A 19,289-nucleotide genomic window follows, 5' to 3' on the forward strand; every position below is an offset into this window, starting at 1 on the left:
TCACGTTGCGTCGCCTCGCACCGGCAGAGTGGAGGCATGAGAGACGTTGTGAGTTCAGTGGTGGTTGTTTACGGAGCGACCGGGCACACAGGTCGGTTCGTTGTCGAGGAGCTCCGGCGGCGCGGCTTCAGCCCGGTCGTTTCCGGGCGGGACGCGACGAAGTTGGAGGCGCTTTGGGGTGGGCTGGAGGTTCGGCCGGCGACGGTCGACGATCCGGATTCCCTGGATCGGGCGCTCGCTGGGGCGGCTGCGGTGATCAACGCGGCTGGACCGTTCGCGGCGACGGCCGGGCCGGTCCTCGAAGCGGCCTTGCGGGCGGGGATTCCGTACCTCGACGTCGCTGCCGAGATCGAGGCGAATGCGACGACGTTCGCCGACTATGCCGAAGCGGCTCGGGAGGCGCGCATTCCCGTAGTACCGGCGATGGCTTTCTACGGTGGGCTTGGTGATCTGCTGGTGACGGCGGCGATGGGTGAGTGGACGGCAGCGGACGAGGTCGATGTCGCCTACGGGTTGAGCAGTTGGCATCCGACGCCGGGAACCCGGGTGGCCGGGGAGGTGTCCCACGAGCGTCGCGCGGGTCGGCGGGTTCGGTTCTCGGGCGGTGCGCTGGAGTACCACGACGAGAAGCCGTCGGAAGAGGACTGGGGCTTTCCGGAGCCGCTGGGCCGGCGGGCGGTGATCGCGGGGTTCACGATGGCCGATGTCATCACCGTGCCCAGCCACTTGGCGGTGCCCGAGGTTCGCACCTACATGAGCGTCGAAGCCGCGCGGGATCTGGCGAACGCGGACACACCCGCGCCTACGCTCGATGCCTCGGGGCGCTCGGATCAGACCTTCGTCGTCGATGTCGCCGTTCGGGCCGACGGCGTCGAACGCCGCGCGACAGCTTCTGGCCAGGACATCTACGCGGTCACCGCCCCGCTCGTGGTCGAGGCCGTCGACCGCATCCTGACCGGCCGTGGCCGAGTTGCCGGCCTTGCCTCGGCCGGTGCCATGTTCGACGCTCCCGACTTCCTGCGTGCTTTGGCGCCGCACATCTCCGTCGATCTCACCAACTGACCGGTGTCGGGTGGTCTGGACGGGCGTTGTCGCTGAGGATGGCTGGATGCGCGCGATTGTGGTCGAGCAGTACGGCGTACTGCCGTCGGTCCGGGAAGTTCCTTCGCCCGAGGTGCGGCCCGGTGGGGTGGTGGTGAAGGTCGAGGCCACCGGGTTGTGCCGGAGTGACTGGCACGGGTGGCAGGGGCATGACTCCGACATCGTGTTGCCGCATGTCCCAGGGCACGAATTGGCGGGGACGATCGCGGCAGTGGGAGAAGGCGTTGAGGGCTGGGCCGTTGGCGACCGGGTGACCTCGCCGTTCATCTGCGCGTGTGGGAACTGCGAGCAGTGCGCCGCGGGGAACCAGCAGGTCTGCCCGAATCAGTTGCAGCCCGGCTTCAACTACTGGGGATCCTTTGCCGAGTACGTCGCCTTGCCGTTCGCGCAGGTGAATCTCGTCCGGTTGCCCGACGAGTTGGACTTCGACACCGCGGCTGGGCTCGGGTGCCGCTTCGCCACGTCGTACCGGGCTGTCCGGCAGGTCGGCCGGGTGGTCGCTGCGGAGACCGTGGTGGTCTTCGGGTGTGGCGGGATCGGCTTGTCCGCGGTGATGATCGCGGCCGCTCTCGGTGCGAAAGTAGTTGCCGTTGACACCAATCCGGACGCGCTCGCGCTGGCGGCGAAGTACGGGGCTGCTGAAGTGGTGACGGCCGGGCCGGATGCGGTGGCGCGCATTCGTGAGGTCACCGACGGCGGTGCGCACGTGACGATGGACGCGCTCGGCTCGAACGCGATCGTCCAGGATGCGCTGCGGTCGTTGCGGCCGCGTGGGCGGCATCTGCAAGTGGGGTTGCTGCCTGACGGTGTCCAGGTCGATGTGTCCGGGTTGATCTGGCAGGAGCTGGAATGGCTTGGCAGTCATGGCATGGCCGCGCACCACTATCCGGAGATGCTGGGTCTGGTCGCGTCGGGTGAGCTCAAGCCCGCCGAGCTGATCACGCGCACGATCTCGTTGGCCGAAGTCCCTGCTGCGCTGGAGGAACTGAACACCGGTACGCCGGCGGGCGTCACCGTGATCCACCCGTGAGGCCGAGTTGGCCGGTCAGGTTGGGGGGAGGCGGTTGAGGAGGGTTTCGAGCATTTCTCGGGTGGCGGCGAAGTAGCTGTTCTCGCGGTGGAGGGCGCGGTGGAAGGCGGCTAGTTCGGCGGCGGAGATGGTGTTCGAGAAGGTGCTGATCTCGGTCAGGTCGAGGCGGCGGTTGAACAGGTGGACGGTGTCGCGCCAGCGGTGCAGCAGGCCGACGAGTTCGGCGTCGCGGCTCGGCCACGTCCTACCCCTCCCAAGGTGAGACGTCAGGTTACCGGTTGGCCACGCTCGGCGCAGTCCGGAAACCTATAGCCCGAGCCGGGCTCAGACGGTCTTGACGGTGTCGGCCTCCCGGCCCTTGGGTCCGTCGATCACCTCGAACTCGACCGGCTGGCCGTCCTCGAGGGTCTTGTAGCCGTCCGAGACGATCTTGCTCCAGTGCACGAAGACGTCGTCCTGACCGTCGACGGCGAGGAAGCCGTAGCCCTTGTCGGCGTTGAACCACTTCACGGTGCCGCGCACCATCGGAACTCCTGTTGACCTTCAACGGGATCCGCTTCACCCGGACCCCTCGGGTGCTCCGGCGACGACCAGAGCGGTCAACAAGCCTAACCCAAGTACTCCGGGCGCCTTTGGCGACCGTCCAGCCGCGGTCGGCCGAGATCGGCCTTGGCGGGGACAGGCCAGCCGCGGTCGGGACGGGGTCAGCCGCGGTCGGGACGGGTCAGTCGCGGTCGGGCAGGGGTCAGCCGCGGTTGGAGGCGGCCAGGCCGACGATGCCGGCGGCCACCAGCAGGAGCGCTGCGGTCAGGCCGAGGTCGTCGGTCTGGACGGCGCCGTTGTCGTTCAGGATCCAGATCGTGGCGGCACCGGTCAGGACGGTGCCCGCGATGACGCCGGGGACGTCCGGCTTCGTCTTCCTCATCCGCGCTCCACCCTGATGCTGCCGAGTTTCAGGTCCAGGTCCAGTGTGACCAATGCCGGCCCGACCTTGCTGTCGGCGCCGAGATCGTTGGTCAGCACCAGTTCGGCGTTGTGGCCGCCCTTGTGCTGCCCGAGTGCGTTCACATCGCCGGTCTTGGTCGTCACGGTCCCGCTGACGTCCACGTTCGCGGGGATCTTGACGACGATCTCGCCGACCCGCCCGTCCACGACCACCTTGGCGTCCTTGGCGAAGGTCGCCTTGGTCAGGTCGAGATGCACCGAGCCGGCGTCGAAGTGGTACGCCGTGTTGGTGGCGTCGACCGTCTTGCCGGCATCGGCGACGAAGTTCGTGTCGGTGAAGTCGCGCGGGATGGACGGGAAGATCGTGCTGGCGGCGACGCCGAGCGCGAGCAGGATGCCGAGCGGCAGCAGGCCCATCGTCCGGCCGAGGAACCCGCCGACGAGCATGCCGAGGCCGAGCGTTCCGAGGCCGATCACCAGCATCAGCGGTACTGCGGCGCCGGCAATCCAGGCGATCGCGATAGCGAGCCCGGTCAGGGCGGCGACGGCCGACTTCACGCCGCGCATGCCCTTCGCAGGTGGTGCCCCGGGGGCAGACCTGGCCGGCGCGGGCGGCTCATCGACGTACAGGCCGAGGGGGTCGTCCTCGATCCACACAGCCTGGACCGGTGCGGTGACACGGTCCTGTGGTCGCTGCGCGGCCGAGGACGACGTGCCCGCCGGGGGAGGTGGCGGGCCGTTCTGAGCAGGCGCCGTTCCGTACGCCGGGGTGCCGCCGTACTGCGCGTCCTGCGGACGGGGAGGCGTGGTGCCGGGAGCTGCGCCGGTCGAACCGAGGCCTGGATTGGTCCAACCCGGGTTCTGCGGGGTCCCGTTCGTGCCGCCGCCGTGCCACTGGCCGCTGGGGTTGTCGCCGCCGTGCCACTGCGAGCGGCGGCGGCCGGACCACGGCGCACGGCCGTGCTTGCGGCGGAAGGCGACCAGCCAGATCACGCCGATCACCAGCAGCGGTCCCGGTACCAGCTTGCCGAAGTTGAAGGAGGACATCATCGCGATCGCGGCGAAGACGCAGACGCCGATCACGACCGGCCACAGCCACGGGTGATCGGGACGGACCCGGTCGCCGAGCAGGCTTTGAGCGGGCGAGCGGTCGGAGCCCTCGTCCGGCATCAGCACCCAGGCGGCGCCGTAGAAGATGATGCCGGGGCCACTGAGGATCAGCACCGCCATCACCACCCGCACCAGCACCGGGTCGATGTTGAGGGCTCGGCCCATGCCGCCGCAGACACCGGCGACCATCCGGTCGGACCGGCTCCGGCGCCAGTTCTGCACATCGCGCAGGGGGGCGGGGTTGAATCCACCGTCCGGGCCCTGTGCCGCTCGAGTTCTGCTCCATGACACCGATAGTGTCCCGCTCCGGCCGTTCCGAACATCGGGGATCCCCCTGCGGTGACCCCGGGTCGCCCCGCTGCCACGGTCAGCTAGGGGTTCTCCCCGGCCCGACCCTGACCGTGGCGACCGGCGGCTGAGGTCCCGGCCGGGGACAAGCCTGCTGGTGTCGCCCCGGTCCGCATGTGACGATCGTGGAGATGAATCAACCAGCCGCTGCCGCGCCTCCGGGCGGACCCAAGAGCCAAGGGGTCCCACCCGCCGGTCCGCACGCCCCGGGCCAGTACGCCGGTACGCCGGGCAGCAGCGCGCCTGGAACGAGCCAGCACGGCAGCAGCGCGCCGGAAGCGAGCCAGTACGGCGTACCACCTGGGAGTGGTTCCGGGCAGCAGGAAGTGCCTCCTGTGCGGCGGGCTTACCGCCGTGCCGATGGGCGGGTGGTGAGTGGTGTTGCCGGTGGGGTGGCGGACCACCTGGGTGTCTCCGACACGGTCGTCCGGCTGGTCTTCATCGCGATGACGGTGTTCGGCGGCTTCGGCGTACTGATCTATGCGGCCCTGTGGTTCCTGATGCCGCTGGCGGCTCCGACCGTACCGGCCGCACCCGGCCTCGCAGCGCACACCCGTGGCGGGCTGCGCTCGGATCAGCCGCCACCGATGACCGAGAGCAAGGCTCGCCGGCGGGAGAAGAACCGCGGCCAGATGATGGCCCTGGCCGTCGTCGGCGTCGGCCTGCTGCTGCTGCTGAACGTGGCCGGCCTCGGGATCGCCGGGAAGATGTTCTGGCCGCTCGTGTTCGCCGGGACCGGTCTGGCGCTGATCTGGCGGCAGGCGGATGAGGGGCAGAAGGCAGCCTGGACCAACAAGGCGCCCACGCTGGGCATGCTGTTCGGCAAGGGCGGCTGGAAGTCGATCGTCCGGATCGTCGTCGGGTTGGTGCTGCTCGGCACCGCGGTGACCGTCTTCCTGGTGCAGAACGGCCGGCTGTCGATGGTGGGCGACGTCCTGGTCGCACTGCTGCTCGCGGTGGTCGGCATCGGCGTGATCGCCGGACCGTGGGTGCACCGCCTGACCCGCGACCTGAACTCCGAGCGCAGCGAGCGCATCCGGTCGCAGGAGCGGGCCGACATGGCGGCTCACCTGCATGACTCGGTGCTGCAGACGCTGGCGCTGATCCAGAAGCAGGCGAACGACCCGCGAGCCGTAGTACGGCTTGCTCGGGCGCAGGAGCGGGACTTGCGGTCCTGGTTGTACGACGAGGACGACAAGACCGACCAGACCCTGGCAGGTGCGGCGAAACGGGCCGCTGCCGAGGTGGAGGACTCCCACGGCGTACCGGTCGAAGTGGTCACGGTCGGCGACTGCGACATGTCCGAAGGACTCTCGGCGATGGTGCGCGCGGCAAGAGAATCGATGGTGAACGCCGCAAAACACTCCGGAGCTGACAAGATCGATGTATTCGTCGAGGTCGACGGGGACCGGGCCGAGATCTTCGTCCGGGATCGCGGCAAGGGCTTCGACACCGACGGGGTGCCCGAGGACCGGCTCGGTCTGCGGCACAGCGTGATGGGCAGGATGGAACGGCACGGCGGCCGCGCAACGGTGCGGTCGAACCCGGAGACAGGCACCGAAGTGCGACTGGAGATGGACAGATGACACAGAGGCGAGTGGTGGTCATCGACGACCACGACATGTTCCGGGCCGGTGTTCGCAGCGAGATCGGGTCCTCGGTCGACATCGTCGGCGAGGGTAACGACGTCGACAGCGCGGTGAAGGCGATCGTGGCGAACGAGCCCGACGTCGTCCTGCTCGACGTGCACCTGCCCGGCGGCGGTGGCACCGAGGTGATGAAGCAGGTGCACCAGCGGCACCCCGAGATCAAGTTCCTCGCGCTGTCGGTGTCTGACGCGGCCGAGGACGTGATCGGTGTGATCCGGGCCGGCGCGCGTGGGTATGTCACCAAGAACATCAGCGGCACCGAGTTGGTCGACGCGATCGGACGGGTCGCCGACGGTGACGCCGTGTTCTCGCCGCGGCTGGCGGGATTCGTCCTGGACGCGTTCTCCGGCGCGATCGACATCGCCTCGGTGGACGAGGACCTGGACCGGCTCTCGCAGCGTGAGCGCGAGGTGCTCCGGCTGATCGCGCGCGGCTACGCGTACAAGGAAGTGGCCCGCGAGCTCTTCATCTCGGTGAAGACGGTCGAGACCCACGTCTCCTCCGTACTGCGCAAGCTCCAGCTCTCCAACCGCCACGAACTCACCCGCTGGGCCACCGACCGCCGCCTGGTCTGACCTCGGCAACCGCCTTCCCGTCGCCGCTTGCCGGCGGCGGGTTTCGCGCGTGGCTCTTCCGGTGAGTGGAAGATGGGGGTTTGGCACGCGGACCGTACGCCGGTGCTCGGGCTGGCGATGGCGCTCGGAGGGGCCGCGGCGGCCGTCTCATCGGTGGCGGGATCTGGACAGGGCACATCTTCGCCACGCGACAGGAGCGCAGGGACCTTTGCCGCTGTTATACCGTCGATTGCTATGGAGCGGAATCTCACTGCCGAACAGCTCGAACTCTTCGAGAAAGAGTTCGCGGCGCACCCGGCGTACCGGGTGATGCAGAACGCAGTCACCCAGACACCGATCGCTACGATCGCCCTCGACCGCCAGATCGTCACGAGTCTTGACCATTCGGTCTCGAATCTGCTCGACGACTGGAAGGTGACGAACCAGAAGAAGAGCGGCCGTTGCTGGCTGTTCGCCGGGCTGAACCTGCTCCGGGTCGGCGCCGCCGAGAAGCTCGGCGTCAAGGACTTCGAGTTCTCCCAGAACTACCTGCTGTTCTGGGACAAGTTCGAGCGGTCCAACTTCTTCCTCGAAGCGATGATCGAGACCGGCGACCGCGACGTCGACGACCGGACGGTGGCGCACCTGCTGTCCGACCCGATCGGTGACGGCGGCCAGTGGAACATGTTCGTCGCGCTGGTCCGCAAGCACGGCCTGGTGCCGAAGTCGGCGATGCCGGAGACCGAGAGCTCCTCGTCGACCTCGCAGATGAACGACACGCTCCGCCAGTTGCTCCGCCAGGGCGCGCGCGATCTGCGCAAGCTCGACGGGGTCGAGGCGAAGCGGGCGCACAAGCAGGTGTTGCTGACCACGATCCACCGGGTGCTGAGCATCCACCTCGGTACGCCGCCGCAGAAGTTCCTGTGGCAGTGGAAAGACACCGACAAGGGCTTCCACCGCGACGGCTGGACCACCCCGGCCGAGTTCGCCGCGGCGTACGTGACGCTGCCGGTCGACGAGTACGTGTGCATCGTGCACGACCCGCGCGAGACCAGCCCGACCGGCAAGACCTTCACCGTCGACTTCCTCGGCAACGTGATCGACGCGCCGCCGGTGGTGTACCTGAACGTCGAGATCGACCTGATGAAACAGCTCACCCAGGCCGCGATCGTCGGCGGCGAGCCGGTCTGGTTCGGCTGCGACGTCGGCAAGCAGATGAACTCCGACCTCGGCTACTGGGACGCGAAGCTGTACGACTACGGGTCGATCTACGACACGGAGTTCTCGCTGAACAAGGCCGAGCGGCTGGTCCACCACGAGACGCTGATGACGCACGCGATGCTGTTCACCGGTGTCGACGTGCTCGACGGCAAGCCGCGCCGCTGGCGGGTCGAGAACAGCTGGGGTGACGAGAAGGGCGAGAGCGGCTTCTGGACCATGAACGACTCGTGGTACGCCGAGCACGTCTTCGAGATCGCCGTCCGCCGTTCCGCCCTCCCGGCCGAACTCCAGGCCCGCCTCGACGACGCCCCGATCGTCCTCCCGGCCTGGGACCCGATGGGTGCCCTCGCCGACTGACAGCTGAGTGCTTGCGGGCCCGGCCGCCTGAAGAGGCCCGCCTTGCCGGTGATGGTGAGTGTTGGCGGTCCGCCTTCAGGACAAGGCGGCGCGGACCAGTTCGATGCCTTCCGCGCGGCGCTCGAGGGTCGGGAGGTGGCCGGCCCAGGGGAGTTCGACGTGGTCGACCTGCGGCAGCTGGGCGGCCAGGTGGGTCGCGCAGTGGTGGAAGTAGTCCAGGTCGTGCGTGCCGTGGAAGAGCTTCACCGGCATCGTCAGCACCTTCGGGTCGACCTCGTACTCCTCCTGGTCGAGGTCTCCGACCGCGAGCCCGACGTCGAAGGCGCGCTTCTGCATGATCCGCAGCAGCTCGTGGGCCTCGTCGTCAGCTTCGGGGCCCAACCAGGTCCGCACGTTGAGGTCCGTCGCGCCGTCGACGTCCCCGGCCTCCAGCAGACGATCCTCCTCCGCCCCGAACGCCCGCAGATCGTCGGTCCTCTCGACCCCGTCCATCGGCGGCGACATCAGCACCAGCCGCGTGAACCGCTCCGGCGCATGACTCGCCGCCTGCAGCACCACGTTCGCCCCGAACGACGCCGCGACCACCGCCGTCGTCTCCACCTGCAACTCGTCGAGCACGTCCAGCAGATCCTGCGCGTCGGAGTACTTCACCCCGGCCTCCACCGGCGTCTCCCCGAACCCGCGCAGATCCACCGTGATCACCCGATGATCCCGGCTGAGATCCGCCACCTGCTCCGCCCACATCCGCGAGTCCGCCACCCCCGCGTGCACCAGCAACACCTCAGGCTCGTCACCAACCACCCACCTAACAAGAGTCATGCCCCAGACCCTGACCCCCTCCACCCCGCCCGGCAACTGTTTTTAGGGGTGGTGGCGGCCGGGGGTGGTGGTGAAGGTTTGTTTGTAGGTGTCTATGAAGGCGCTGGGGGTGGACCAGCCGCAGAGGTGGGCGACTGTGGTGACGGGGTGGCCTTCGGCGAGGAGGACGAGGGCGTGGTGGAGGCGGAGTTGGGTGCGCCATTGGGGGAAGGTCATGGCGAACTCGGCGCGGAACAGGCGGGAGAGGGTGCGTTCGCTGGCGCCTACCGCGGAGCCGAGGGCTGCTAGGGGGCGGCTGTCGGCGGGGGTGCGGTCGAGGATTGCGCACAGCGCCGCCAGGCGGGTGTCCTGGGCGGCGGGGAGGCGTAGGGCGGCCTGTTGCGTGGATAGCTTTAGCTGGTCGAGCAGTACTGCGCGGAGGCGTCGCCGTTCGGCGCTGTCGTCGGCAGGGTCGTCTGTGTAGGCGATGATCAGCTCACGGAGCAAGGGATGGACGGACAGTACTGCGGGCGTCGCAAGACCTAGCGGGTTGACCGGAAGTCCTACGAGGTGGAGTGCCGTGTCGCCGTAGGCGCGGTGCTCGTGCGGCGTGCGGGCGGGAATCCAGATCGCGCGGGTGGCCGGTCCGACCCAGGTGCCTTGCTTCGTGGCGACAGAGACGACTCCGGCGGCCGCGTAGACGATCTGGTGGTCGTCGTGGACATGCAGGTCGATCCGCTCGCCACCGGCCAGTTGGCGGAGAACGGTCGGCGCTTGAGGTTGCTGGCGGATTCCCGACATATGTTGTCAGATTAACGGAAGTCAGCCAGGGCCAGCAGGTTGCAGGCTGTTACGTATGGCGAAGCGCAACGCGACCCTGGTGATGGCGGTCGGTCACTCCAGCGTCGACTTCTACCAGGGGCTGATCCCTGTCCTGGTCCCGTTCCTGGTGCTCGACCGGGGCCTCGGCTACTCGGCCGTGTCGATCGTCGTCCTTGCGGGGACCGTGGCGTCGGCCGCGACGCAGCCGGCGTTCGGCTGGTTGGTGGACCGTCGCACGCTTCCCTGGATCCTCCCGGTGAGCATGCTGGCCTGCGCTGGCGGCGTAGTCCTGCTGGGCGCGTCCACGTCCTTCGGTATGACGCTAGTGGCGGCTGCGCTCGTCGGGTTGGGCGTAGCGGCGTACCACCCGTCTGCGGCGCGCATCGCGCGTACGGTGACGGGCGGCGGTCATCGGGAGATGAGCTGGTTCTCCCTGGGTGGCAACGCGGGCTTCGTACTGGCTCCGCTCGTCGCAGGACCAGTCCTGTCGGAGCTAGGCCTGCAAGCGACCGGTTGGCTCGCAGTACCAGCTCTGGTTGGTATAGCGGTGACAGTGCCCGTTCTGTCGAAGTACAAGCCGGCGACAGCGACTCGCTCGACAGCAGCAGGCACTGACGACTGGGCTGCGTTCGGGCAGCTGACAGCGATCGTCGTACTACGTTCGATCGCCTACCTCGGCCTGGCGGGCTTCGTTGGCCTGTACGCCGTACAGCGCGTCGGTGGTGGAGGTAGAGCCGCGACGGCAGCCGTGTTCGCCTTGTACGTGGGGGCTGCCGTCGGCACCGTACTGGGCGGCCGCTTCGCCGAGCGGTGGGGTCGGCTCCCCGTAGTACGGGCTGGTTATCTTGCGACAACCCTCCTGCTGCCTGTGCTTGTCCTCGTGCCAGGGCCTTCGCTGTACGTCGTGATCGCGCTGGTCGGGACCGCGCTGTCAGTGCCGTTCTCGTTGCACATCACGCTCGGGCAGGACATGTTGCCGACCCGGCCCGGTACCGCCAGTGGAGTCACTCTCGGGCTGGCGGTCTCGGCGGGTGGACTGTTCGCGCCGCTGATCGGGGCGGTCGTCGATCACACGTCACTGCGGGCAGGACTCGCAATGCTCGTGGTGTTCGTCCTGGCCGCTTGGTTGATCAGCTTGCGACTAGCGTTCCGTAGTACTGGCCTCAGCCGAGGCGGATAACGGCGAAGCCCTCCGCGAGGTGGCCTTCGGGAAAGCCTGCCTGCGCGGCGTTCTGGCCGTTCCAGGCCCTGATCCGGTCCGGCATGTTGTCCGGATCGGGGTGCTGGCTGACGTGCGACAGGATCGCCTTGACCTTGGCGTCGAAGGTGTCGGTGATGTCGACGTAGTGGTTCTGCTCGGGATGGGCCTGCAGCCAGAGTTCGCCGACGGTCCACGCCTCCAGGCCTTCGCTGATCAGCTCGGGGAACGCGTACGGGTTGCCCACGGCCGGGAAGAAGGCGCGCGTCGTCGCTTCGCCCGCGGCCATGTGATCCGGGTGCGACGCGGGCATCCGGGCCCAGTTCCGCTCGGGGGACGAGGTGACGAGCCGCTGCGGCCGGACCTTACGGACCACCCGCACGATGTCCCGGATCAGGTCCAGCGTCGGCTCGACCTGCCCGTCCTGATAGCCGAGGAAATGCAGGTCCTTCACGCCGACGTGCCCGGCCGCGGTCGACTGCTCCGCGCGGCGTACCGCGGGCATCTCGGCGCGATCGCGGTCCGGCTCGAAGCCGCCGGCCTGGCCGTCGGTCACCAGGCAGTAGCTCACCTCGATGCCGGCCCGGGTCCAGCCGGCGATCGTGCCGGCGGCGCCGAAGTCGACGTCGTCGGGATGGGCGACGACGACCAGGACGCGCTCGATCTCTTCGTCAGGGCGGGGATTTCCGGCAGGCAGGCTCACACCGCGACCCTAACCGGCGCGCTCAGCTGCCGATCGCCTCGGTCCCGAAGACGCTCTCAGCCGCTGATCGCTTCGGCGCCGAAGACAGGAAGGCCCGGACGAAACTGGATCACGGCATCGACGACGCCGTACTCGCGGGCCGCCTCGGCGGTGAGTACGTGGTCGCGATCGGTGTCGTGCCGCAACTGCTCGATGGACTGCCCGGTGTGCGATGCCAAGATCTTCTCGAGCTGGCTACGAACCCGGACCAGTTCGTCGGCCTGCAGGATGAGATCCGGGATCGTGCCCTGGCCGCGACCAGCAGGCTGGTGCAGAACCACTCGCGCGTGGGGCAGGATCGCGCGCTTGCCCGCCGTACCGGCTGCCAGCAGTACTGCGCCCGCCGAGATCGCCTGGCCGACGCAGACCGTCGCGATCGGCGTACGGATGAACTGCATCGTGTCGTAGATCGCGAGCATGGCGGACATGTCGCCGCCCTCGCAGTTGATGTAGAGCTCGATCTCCTGATCGGGCTTGTCCGCCGCCAGGTGCAGGAGTTGCGCGATCAGCGCGTTCGCGACGCCGGCGTCGATCGCAGTACCGAGGTAGATGATCCGCTCGGACAGCAGATGCGAGTAGACGTCCATGATGCGCTCGCCGCGCGGGCTCTGGGTGATGACGTTGGGGATCGTGTAGCTGCTCATCGGGTCGCTCCGAGTTTCTGGTGCTGGAGGGGCATCACTTGGTCGAACGATTCGACGATGTGGTCGATGAAGCCGTACTCGAGTGCTTGCGGCGCGGTGTACCAGTGGTCGTGCAGCGAGTCCTCGTACACGGTCTCGAGTGGCTGGCCGGTGTCCTCGGCGATCAGCGCGAGCACGGTGTCGCGGATATGGCGCAGGTCGTTGGCCTGGATCTCGATCTCCACCGCCGATCCGCCGATGCCGGACGAACCCTGGTGCATCAGGACGCGAGCGTGCCGTAGCGCGAAGCGCTTGCCCGGCGTACCGGCGGACAGCAGGAACTGGCCCGCGCTGCAGGCGAGGCCGAGCGCGAGCGTGGAGACGTCGCACGGGACGAGCCGCATCACATCGCGGATCGCGAGCATCGACGGCACCGAACCGCCGAGCGAATGGATCCACAACGCCACATCGGTGCTGGGATCCTCGGCGGCGAGGGTGAGGATCTGGGTCGCGAGCAAGGTGCCGTTGTCGTCGGTCAATTGACCATCGAGCACGACGATCCGCTGCCGCAACAGCTGTTGTCTGGACTCATTGCTGAACATCGGAGCTTTGGCTTCATCGGACATGTCATCCACCCTGACCGGCCGCAGCCCCGCACCCCACCCTTTCTGCTCCTAGCAGCTCTGCTCTCAGCCAACCCCCCCCGCCACGCCGGCCCACACCCCCGCCCGGTCGCCACGCGCTTCGCCCAAACGCGGTGCTTGCCTCCTCCTGTCGGGGTTACCCCACCCGCATGCCAATCCGGTCGCCACGCGCTTCGCCCAAACGCGGTGCTTGCCTCCTCCTGTCGGGGTTACCCCACCCGCATGCCAATGAGGTAACCCCCACACCGGGAGCGAACCCCCACACCAATGGGTTAAGCCCACCCCGGAACTCGGATGGCGCCGGCCGACGGGGTGCTCACGTGTCGAGCGGCGAACGTGGGGGTGGTTTTGGTGGGCGTACGCGGACTGTCCGTGGGAGCGCCTAAGGTGGTGGGCGATGACGACGCTCTTCTCTCCAGATGAACTCCCGGTGCCGCTCGAGGAGCCCAAGAAGCATCGGCCCGACCCCGATGCCTTGCTCGAAGGGCTGAACCCGCAGCAGCGGGCGGCCGTCGTGCATGCGGGGAAGCCGCTGCTGGTGGTCGCCGGAGCAGGCTCGGGCAAGACGCGGGTGCTGACCCGCCGGATCGCTTATCTCCTGGCGGCGCGGGATGCGCATCCTGGCTCGATCCTGGCGATCACCTTCACCAACAAGGCCGCCGCCGAGATGCGCGAGCGGGTGGTGGAGGAGCTGGTCGGTCCGCGGGCCAAGCTGATGTGGGTCTCGACGTTCCACTCGTCCTGTGTGCGGATCCTGCGCCGCGACATCAAGCGGTTCGGGATCTCCTCGACGTTCTCGATCTACGACGACACCGACTCGCGCCGGCTGATGACGCTGGTCTGCCGCGAGCTCGACCTGGACGTCAAGCGGTACAACCCGCGCGCCATCCTGAACTGGATCAGCACCCAGAAGAACGAGCTGATCGACCACGAGTCGGCGGCCTCGAAGACCTCCAACCATCTGGAGGAGACGTACGCCGAGTGCTACCGGATCTACCAGGAGCGGCTCGCGCAGGCGAACGCGCTGGACTTCGACGACCTGCTGATGACCACGGTCAACCTGCTGCAGGCGTTCCCCGAGGTCCGGGAGTACTACCGCAGAAGGTTCCGTCACGTCCTCGTCGACGAGTACCAGGACACCAACCACGCGCAGTACACGTTGATCCGTGAGCTCTGCGCCGCCCTCGAGCCGGGCCCGAACGACGGTCCGATCAGTCCGCCGGCCGAGCTGATGGTGGTCGGTGACTCCGACCAGAGCATCTACGCCTTCCGCGGCGCGACGATCCGCAACATCCTCGCCTTCGAGGAGGACTTCGCCGGCGCCGAGACGATCCTGCTCGAGCAGAACTACCGCTCCACCCAGACGATCCTCTCGGCGGCGAACGCGGTGATCAGCCGCAACGAGGGCCGGATGGCGAAGAACCTGTGGTCCGACCAGGGCAAGGGCGAGCAGATCGCGGTGTACGTCGCCGACAACGAGCACGACGAGGCGCAGTTCGTCGCGGACGAGATCGACCGGCTGGCCGACGCCGACGGGGTGAAGCCGTCGGACGTGGCGGTGTTCTACCGGACCAACGCGCAGTCGCGGGTGTTCGAGGAAGTGTTCATCCGCACCGGCCATCCGTACAAGGTCGTCGGCGGTGTCCGGTTCTACGAGCGCAAGGAGGTCCGCGACGCGCTCGCGTACCTGAGGGTGCTGACGAACCCCGAGGACACGGTCTCGCTGCGGCGGATCCTTAACGTCCCCAAGCGCGGCATCGGCGAGCGCGCCGAGGCGGCGATCGAAGCGCTGGCGCTGCGCGACCGGATCACCTTCTCCGCGGCCCTCAGAAGGGCCCAGGAAGCACCGGCGATGGCCAGCCGGAGCGCCAACGCGGTGCAGGGCTTCGTCGACATCCTCGACGAGCTGACCGCGATGGTCGACTCGGGTGCGCCACCGGACGACATCCTCGACGTCGCACTGCATCGCTCCGGGTACTACGAAGAGCTGCAGAAGTCACCGGATCCGCAGGACGAGACCCGGCTGGAGAACCTGGACGAGTTCATCTCGGTCGCCCGCGAGTTCGTCGAGGAACGGACCGCGGCCGCCGAGCCGTCCGACCTGCAGGCGTTCCTGGAGCGGGTCGCGCTGGTCGCCGACGCGGACCAGATCCCGGATGCCGCCACCGACGGCGTCGTCACGCTGATGACGCTGCACACCGCCAAGGGTCTCGAGTTCCCGGTCGTGTTCCTGACCGGGATGGAGGACGGCGTCTTCCCGCACTCCCGGTCGCTCAACGACATGAAGGAGCTGGAGGAGGAACGCCGGCTCGCGTACGTCGGGATCACCCGGGCGCGGCAGCGGCTGGCGATCTCCCGGGCCGCGGTCCGGTCGGCGTACGGCGCTCCGCAGCACAACCCGCCGTCCAGGTTCCTCGAGGAGATCCCGCCGGAGCTGCTCGACTGGCGCCGCGACGAGTCCGCGATCACCCGCTGGTCGGGGACCGGGACGTCGGGCTCCAGCGGAGTCAGCAGCCGCTGGGAGCCGGCTCGCCGGACCGCCGCCGACAAGGCCGTGATCAGCCTCAATCCGGGCGATCGCGTCGTCCACGACAGCTTCGGGATGGGCACGGTCGTGGTGGTCCGCGGCGAGGGCCAGCAGTCCCAGGCGGACATCGATTTCGGCTCCGAGGGAGTCAAGCGTTTGCTGCTCCGCTACGCCCCGGTGGAAAAGATTTGAGCCTTCGGCGTGCCGAATTGACCCAGCCCTGCGACAATCAGAACTTCGGCCCTCCCTGGACGAAGGTCCCAGCCCATGCCCAAGGCAGCAGACGGTAACAACCGCCGGATCATCCTGGCGGGAGCGAACCCTGGCCTGCGGCTGTTCGACAAGGACGGCAAGGTCACCGCGTTCGCCTCGATCTGGATGGTCGACTGGTCGATCTGTGGCGCCGGGACGGCGGTCGTGCTCTGGTTCGACGGGATCGTCCGGGTGGTCTCCGAGGACGTCGACCTGGCCTCCTGGCTGGAGCGGTACTTCGTCCGCTCGTTCCTCGAGGTGCAAGGGCTGCCCTGGCACGAGCCGGCGGTGGAACGCGACCTGGTGCAGGTCTCGATGAACCTGGCCGACGGGCTCAGCGCGAAGGCCGCCGATATCCAGATCGAGATGAGCGGGGTGCTCGACCGCCGGCTGTTCGCGACCGACAACTTCCAGCTGGCCGACGGCCCGCACAGCCTCAGCCTGGTGATCGCCCCGGTCCGCGCCGCCACGGTCTCGATCGGCGGCGCCTCGGTCCCCGGCTTCGTCCAGGTCGACGGCTCGGCCGACCGCCCTGGTTCGTCCGCCTTCCTCACCACCGCCGAGGTCTGGCGCCGCTAACAGCCACCCGTACTGCGATGCGCCGCCCGCACTACGAGGGCAGGGCCCACCACGTCTCCATCCGGGGAATCGCCGTCGCGGCCGGCCCCTCGATCGTCAACCGGCTAGCGCGGAACAGGAACGTGGCGATCCCGGCCGCTCCCTGCATCCAGCCGATTCCCGGCGGCAGCAGCGGCTCCTCCGCCTTGTGCTCGACGAAGCGCCAATAGGCATACGGCCCGTCCCGGACGACGCGTTCGACCAACGTGTCCGCGAGCTGTAGCGCGAAGTTGAGATCGTCCTTCTCGCCCGACCGAAGCCAAGAGTCCAGGAAGATGTCGCCTACCCCCGCAGTACCGCAGCAGCGCCCGTCGTTGTCCCAGAAGCCCGGGGAGACCCGCGCCGGCAGGCCCGAAGTACGGACGCTGTGCAGGCATCGACGGTGCCAGCGCAGCGGCGATTCTCCGGCGATTTCCATCACCCCGGCGTGGTCCAGTGCGAGGAACAGCAGGGACGTCCCCGAAGCCCCGTGGCACCAGTTGTAGGTGTACTTGTCCTCGTTCGACTCCTCGTCCGGGATGTACCGCGGAACGATGAAACCCTGGCCGTCGGTTACACCGACCGACACCAGGTACTTCGCGCCGTCGGCGGCCCGCGGCCGTCAGCTCCGGGCGGTCGAGCTCAGCTCCGGCGAGAGCGAGCACGGCCGCGACGCCGGCGACGCCGTGAGACAGGTTCGGCATCTGGGTGAAGGGCCGGTCGGCCACGAAGCGGGTGGGGACGAACGGCCAGTTGGTTCCACCGGACGCGGGCTCGGCCTCGGCCAGCAGGATGTCCGCGGCCCGGTCGGCCAGCTCGCGAGCCTCCTCCACGCCATGCCGCAGCGCCCACAAGGCCCCCAGCAGGACTCCGCCGGTGCCGAGCGTGAGGTCGTTCAGCCGCGAGCCGGGGAGAGCCCGTGGCGGCTTGATGATGGTCTGTGGCCAGCCGTCAGGCTCGGCGAGTTCCGACAACCGCCGTAGGGCGTCTGCTGTGCCAGGGATCCCGAGTGCGGTGAAGACGCCGATCGCGCTGACCAGGCCGTCGAAGTAGGTGTAGCCGGTCATGGTCGGCACCTGGCAGCGCAGCCGCTCGCCGATCGCGTCGACCAACTGCTGCTCCTCGGCTGTCCATGGCCGGGAGAGCCGGATCTCGGCCAGCGCATGCACCAGGCCGCCGGTGCCGGTGTACATCCCTTCGCGGTCCTCGGGATCCGCCGATTCCGGGATCCACGGACCGTCGGCCCAGCGAACCTGGTCCAGCACCCATCGCCAGGCGGCGTCGGCGACAACGCGATGAGCTGACGTCATCGACCAATCGTGTCATCGGACGAGGACTGCGCAGGGCGCGGTACGGCGTTGCGCAGCCGGATACCGCTGAACTCCAGCGTGCTGCCGACCACGGCGTCCCAGAAGTCGTGCAGCTGCGGCAGAACGCGGAGCTGGATCCCGGCCTCGGCATGCAGCTCGAACAGGTCGCCGACCCGCTCCGGAGGCCCCAGTGGCTCCACGTCGGCGGTCGCGACGACCGCGGCGTCGGCTTCCTCGAAAGGCTCGGCCGGCAGCCGGTAGGCGTACAGCTCGACCGTCCGGATTGCCTCGAGCCAGCCGTACTCGATCGCGTGGACGCGGGTGCCGCTGCCGTCGCCGATGATGCGGAGCCGGTCGGCGTCGGTGGTCTTCGGGCCGACCCACGCCATCGCGCGGGGGCACTGCCGGGGGAACCAGTAGTCGGGCGCACGATCGTGGCCGACCGCCCAGACGTACGGGGTTGTCCTCACCGTGGTCGGGGCCAGATGTGGGCTGAACCGACGAATGGTCGGATCTTCGGAGAAATGCAGAACTTCACCAGCTGCCGGACGCATGCGCGGCAGCCTAGTCAGCGGCGGGACCCGCCCGCCAAACGTTGAGCGCTGAGGGTCAGGGCTTGAGGCCGCAGTGGTTGCGGAGCCACGGCATCGGGTCGATCGGGTCGCCACCGTCGGGGCGGACCTCGAAGTGCAGGTGCGGGCCGGTGGTGTTGCCGGTGACGCCGACCGCGCCGACCTGGTCGCCGGCGTACACGGTCTCGCCGACGGACACGCTGAACTTCGACATGTGGTTGTACCAGGTCTCGGTACCGTCCTCGTGCCGGATCCGGACCTGCCGGCCGTAGGCGCCGGCGAACTCGGCGCTCAGTACGACACCCTTCATCACCGAGCGGATCGGCGTACCGACCGGGGCGGCGAAGTCGGTGCCGGTGTGGTTGCGGGCCCAGCGGCCGCCGGCCTGACCGAAGCCTGCGGTGATGTGGTAGCCGGAGATCATCATTTCGCAGCGGGTGGCGGAGGTGCGTGCGTTCTCGGCCGCGAACTTGGCGGCGGCCAGAGCCGCGGCGCGCTTGGAGGTCAGTGCCCGGGTGGCGTCGAGCTTGGCGGCCCGGGCCTTCGCGAACCTGTCGGCCGCGGCCTGCTTCTTGTTCGAGTCGGCGCCGGTGAGTTCGACGCGGGAGGAGTCGCGGGTGGCCAGCTGGCGCCGCTCGATCCGGGCCGTGGTGACCTCGGAGAGCTGGTTGTCGCCCAGATTCAGCGCGGCGAGGTTGATCGCCGAGTTCGCCTGGGTGGGCGAGGCCAGCGAGCTGTAACTGAAGCCGACAGCTCCAGCCGCAGCTGCGAGCGCTGCGGTCAAACCGACGATCTGGGTACTACTCGGGGTGTTACGCCGGGCTACACGATGCTTTGCACTGTGACGCGCAGCGTTGGCTTTCTGCTGCGCAGCATTGCCTGGCGTGAC

Annotated in this window: 20 protein-coding genes; 9 read left to right on the top strand and 11 right to left on the bottom strand. The window is 68.5% G+C overall.

Annotation, left to right across the window (positions count from 1 at the left end):
• The first annotated feature begins 36 nt into the window (after positions 1-36).
• Positions 37-1,062 (top strand): saccharopine dehydrogenase NADP-binding domain-containing protein, encoded by a 1,026-nt coding sequence (locus F1D05_RS26095; RefSeq protein WP_185443126.1) that lies wholly within the window; start codon positions 37-39, stop codon positions 1,060-1,062.
• Between the two features lie 46 nt (positions 1,063-1,108).
• Positions 1,109-2,131, top strand: a complete 1,023-nt coding sequence (locus tag F1D05_RS26100; protein WP_185443127.1) for a zinc-dependent alcohol dehydrogenase family protein — start codon at positions 1,109-1,111, stop codon at positions 2,129-2,131.
• Between the two features lie 324 nt (positions 2,132-2,455).
• On the opposite strand, the gene F1D05_RS26105 is transcribed toward F1D05_RS26100, so the two are convergent.
• The 3 genes from F1D05_RS26105 to F1D05_RS26115 form a co-directional block, all read right to left on the bottom strand.
• Complete coding sequence (locus tag F1D05_RS26105) at positions 2,456-2,656, bottom strand: cold-shock protein (RefSeq protein ID WP_185443128.1); 201 nt, start codon at positions 2,654-2,656, stop codon at positions 2,456-2,458.
• A 220-nt stretch (positions 2,657-2,876) separates the two neighbouring features.
• Positions 2,877-3,056, bottom strand: coding sequence for a hypothetical protein (locus F1D05_RS26110; RefSeq protein ID WP_185443129.1), 180 nt, complete (start codon positions 3,054-3,056; stop codon positions 2,877-2,879).
• Positions 3,053-4,408 carry a PspC domain-containing protein gene (locus F1D05_RS26115; protein WP_246485977.1) on the bottom strand — a complete coding sequence of 452 codons (1,356 nt, stop codon included), beginning with the start codon at positions 4,406-4,408 and terminating at the stop codon, positions 3,053-3,055. Before F1D05_RS26115 ends, F1D05_RS26110 begins: the two co-directional genes overlap by 4 nt.
• Positions 4,409-4,665: 257 nt before the next feature.
• On the opposite strand from F1D05_RS26115, the gene F1D05_RS26120 reads away from it, so the two are divergent.
• From F1D05_RS26120 to F1D05_RS26130, 3 genes are all read left to right on the top strand, one after another.
• Complete coding sequence (locus F1D05_RS26120) at positions 4,666-6,120, top strand: ATP-binding protein (protein WP_185443130.1); 1,455 nt, start codon at positions 4,666-4,668, stop codon at positions 6,118-6,120.
• Positions 6,117-6,758, top strand: coding sequence for a response regulator (locus F1D05_RS26125; RefSeq protein ID WP_185443131.1), 642 nt, complete (start codon positions 6,117-6,119; stop codon positions 6,756-6,758). The genes F1D05_RS26120 and F1D05_RS26125 overlap by 4 nt, the downstream gene beginning before the upstream one ends.
• A 234-nt stretch (positions 6,759-6,992) precedes the next feature.
• Complete coding sequence (locus tag F1D05_RS26130; RefSeq protein ID WP_185443132.1) at positions 6,993-8,315, top strand: aminopeptidase C; 1,323 nt, start codon at positions 6,993-6,995, stop codon at positions 8,313-8,315.
• Between the two features lie 75 nt (positions 8,316-8,390).
• On the opposite strand, the gene F1D05_RS26135 is transcribed toward F1D05_RS26130, so the two are convergent.
• Together F1D05_RS26135 and F1D05_RS26140 are read right to left on the bottom strand one after the other, a co-directional pair.
• Complete coding sequence (locus F1D05_RS26135; RefSeq protein WP_185443133.1) at positions 8,391-9,134, bottom strand: alpha/beta fold hydrolase; 744 nt, start codon at positions 9,132-9,134, stop codon at positions 8,391-8,393.
• A gap of 42 nt (positions 9,135-9,176) precedes the next feature.
• Positions 9,177-9,914 carry an AraC family transcriptional regulator gene (locus F1D05_RS26140; protein ID WP_185443134.1) on the bottom strand — a complete coding sequence of 246 codons (738 nt, stop codon included), beginning with the start codon at positions 9,912-9,914 and terminating at the stop codon, positions 9,177-9,179.
• A gap of 55 nt (positions 9,915-9,969) precedes the next feature.
• Here F1D05_RS26140 and F1D05_RS26145 point away from each other — a divergent pair, with 55 nt between their 5' ends.
• Positions 9,970-11,115, top strand: coding sequence for an MFS transporter (locus F1D05_RS26145; protein ID WP_185443135.1), 1,146 nt, complete (start codon positions 9,970-9,972; stop codon positions 11,113-11,115).
• Here the strand turns inward: F1D05_RS26145 and F1D05_RS26150 are convergent.
• From F1D05_RS26150 to F1D05_RS26160, 3 genes are read right to left on the bottom strand one after another with little or no spacing between them, the layout of a single operon-like run.
• Positions 11,099-11,836, bottom strand: coding sequence for a PIG-L deacetylase family protein (locus F1D05_RS26150; RefSeq protein ID WP_246485978.1), 738 nt, complete (start codon positions 11,834-11,836; stop codon positions 11,099-11,101). The genes F1D05_RS26145 and F1D05_RS26150 overlap by 17 nt on opposite strands.
• A gap of 56 nt (positions 11,837-11,892) precedes the next feature.
• Complete coding sequence (locus F1D05_RS26155; protein ID WP_185443136.1) at positions 11,893-12,519, bottom strand: ClpP family protease; 627 nt, start codon at positions 12,517-12,519, stop codon at positions 11,893-11,895.
• Positions 12,516-13,124, bottom strand: coding sequence for a ClpP family protease (locus F1D05_RS26160; RefSeq protein WP_185443137.1), 609 nt, complete (start codon positions 13,122-13,124; stop codon positions 12,516-12,518). The genes F1D05_RS26155 and F1D05_RS26160 overlap by 4 nt, the downstream gene beginning before the upstream one ends.
• A 415-nt stretch (positions 13,125-13,539) precedes the next feature.
• Here F1D05_RS26160 and pcrA point away from each other — a divergent pair, with 415 nt between their 5' ends.
• On the top strand, positions 13,540-15,861 hold the full coding sequence (gene pcrA / locus F1D05_RS26165) for a DNA helicase PcrA (protein WP_185443138.1): 2,322 nt from the start codon (positions 13,540-13,542) through the stop codon (positions 15,859-15,861).
• Between the two features lie 75 nt (positions 15,862-15,936).
• Positions 15,937-16,500, top strand: coding sequence for a hypothetical protein (locus F1D05_RS26170; RefSeq protein ID WP_185443139.1), 564 nt, complete (start codon positions 15,937-15,939; stop codon positions 16,498-16,500).
• A gap of 31 nt (positions 16,501-16,531) precedes the next feature.
• Here F1D05_RS26170 and F1D05_RS26175 read toward each other — a convergent pair whose 3' ends face one another.
• Positions 16,532-17,107, bottom strand: a complete 576-nt coding sequence (locus F1D05_RS26175; RefSeq protein ID WP_185443140.1) for a lanthionine synthetase LanC family protein — start codon at positions 17,105-17,107, stop codon at positions 16,532-16,534.
• Between F1D05_RS26175 and F1D05_RS26180 the strand changes: the two genes are divergently transcribed.
• On the top strand, positions 17,073-17,501 hold the full coding sequence (locus F1D05_RS26180; protein WP_185443141.1) for a hypothetical protein: 429 nt from the start codon (positions 17,073-17,075) through the stop codon (positions 17,499-17,501). The genes F1D05_RS26175 and F1D05_RS26180 overlap by 35 nt on opposite strands.
• Before the next feature lie 323 nt (positions 17,502-17,824).
• On the opposite strand, the gene F1D05_RS26185 is transcribed toward F1D05_RS26180, so the two are convergent.
• Positions 17,825-18,382 (bottom strand): DUF6886 family protein, encoded by a 558-nt coding sequence (locus F1D05_RS26185; protein ID WP_185443142.1) that lies wholly within the window; start codon positions 18,380-18,382, stop codon positions 17,825-17,827.
• A 55-nt stretch (positions 18,383-18,437) separates the two neighbouring features.
• The gene (locus F1D05_RS26190) at positions 18,438-19,184 is read right to left on the bottom strand and encodes a M23 family metallopeptidase (RefSeq protein ID WP_185443143.1); all 747 of its coding nucleotides are present in this window, start codon (positions 19,182-19,184) and stop codon (positions 18,438-18,440) included.
• Positions 19,185-19,289 lie beyond the last annotated feature (105 nt).

It is taken from the genome of Kribbella qitaiheensis, from assembly GCF_014217565.1.
Lineage (GTDB): Bacteria > Actinomycetota > Actinomycetes > Propionibacteriales > Kribbellaceae > Kribbella > Kribbella qitaiheensis_A.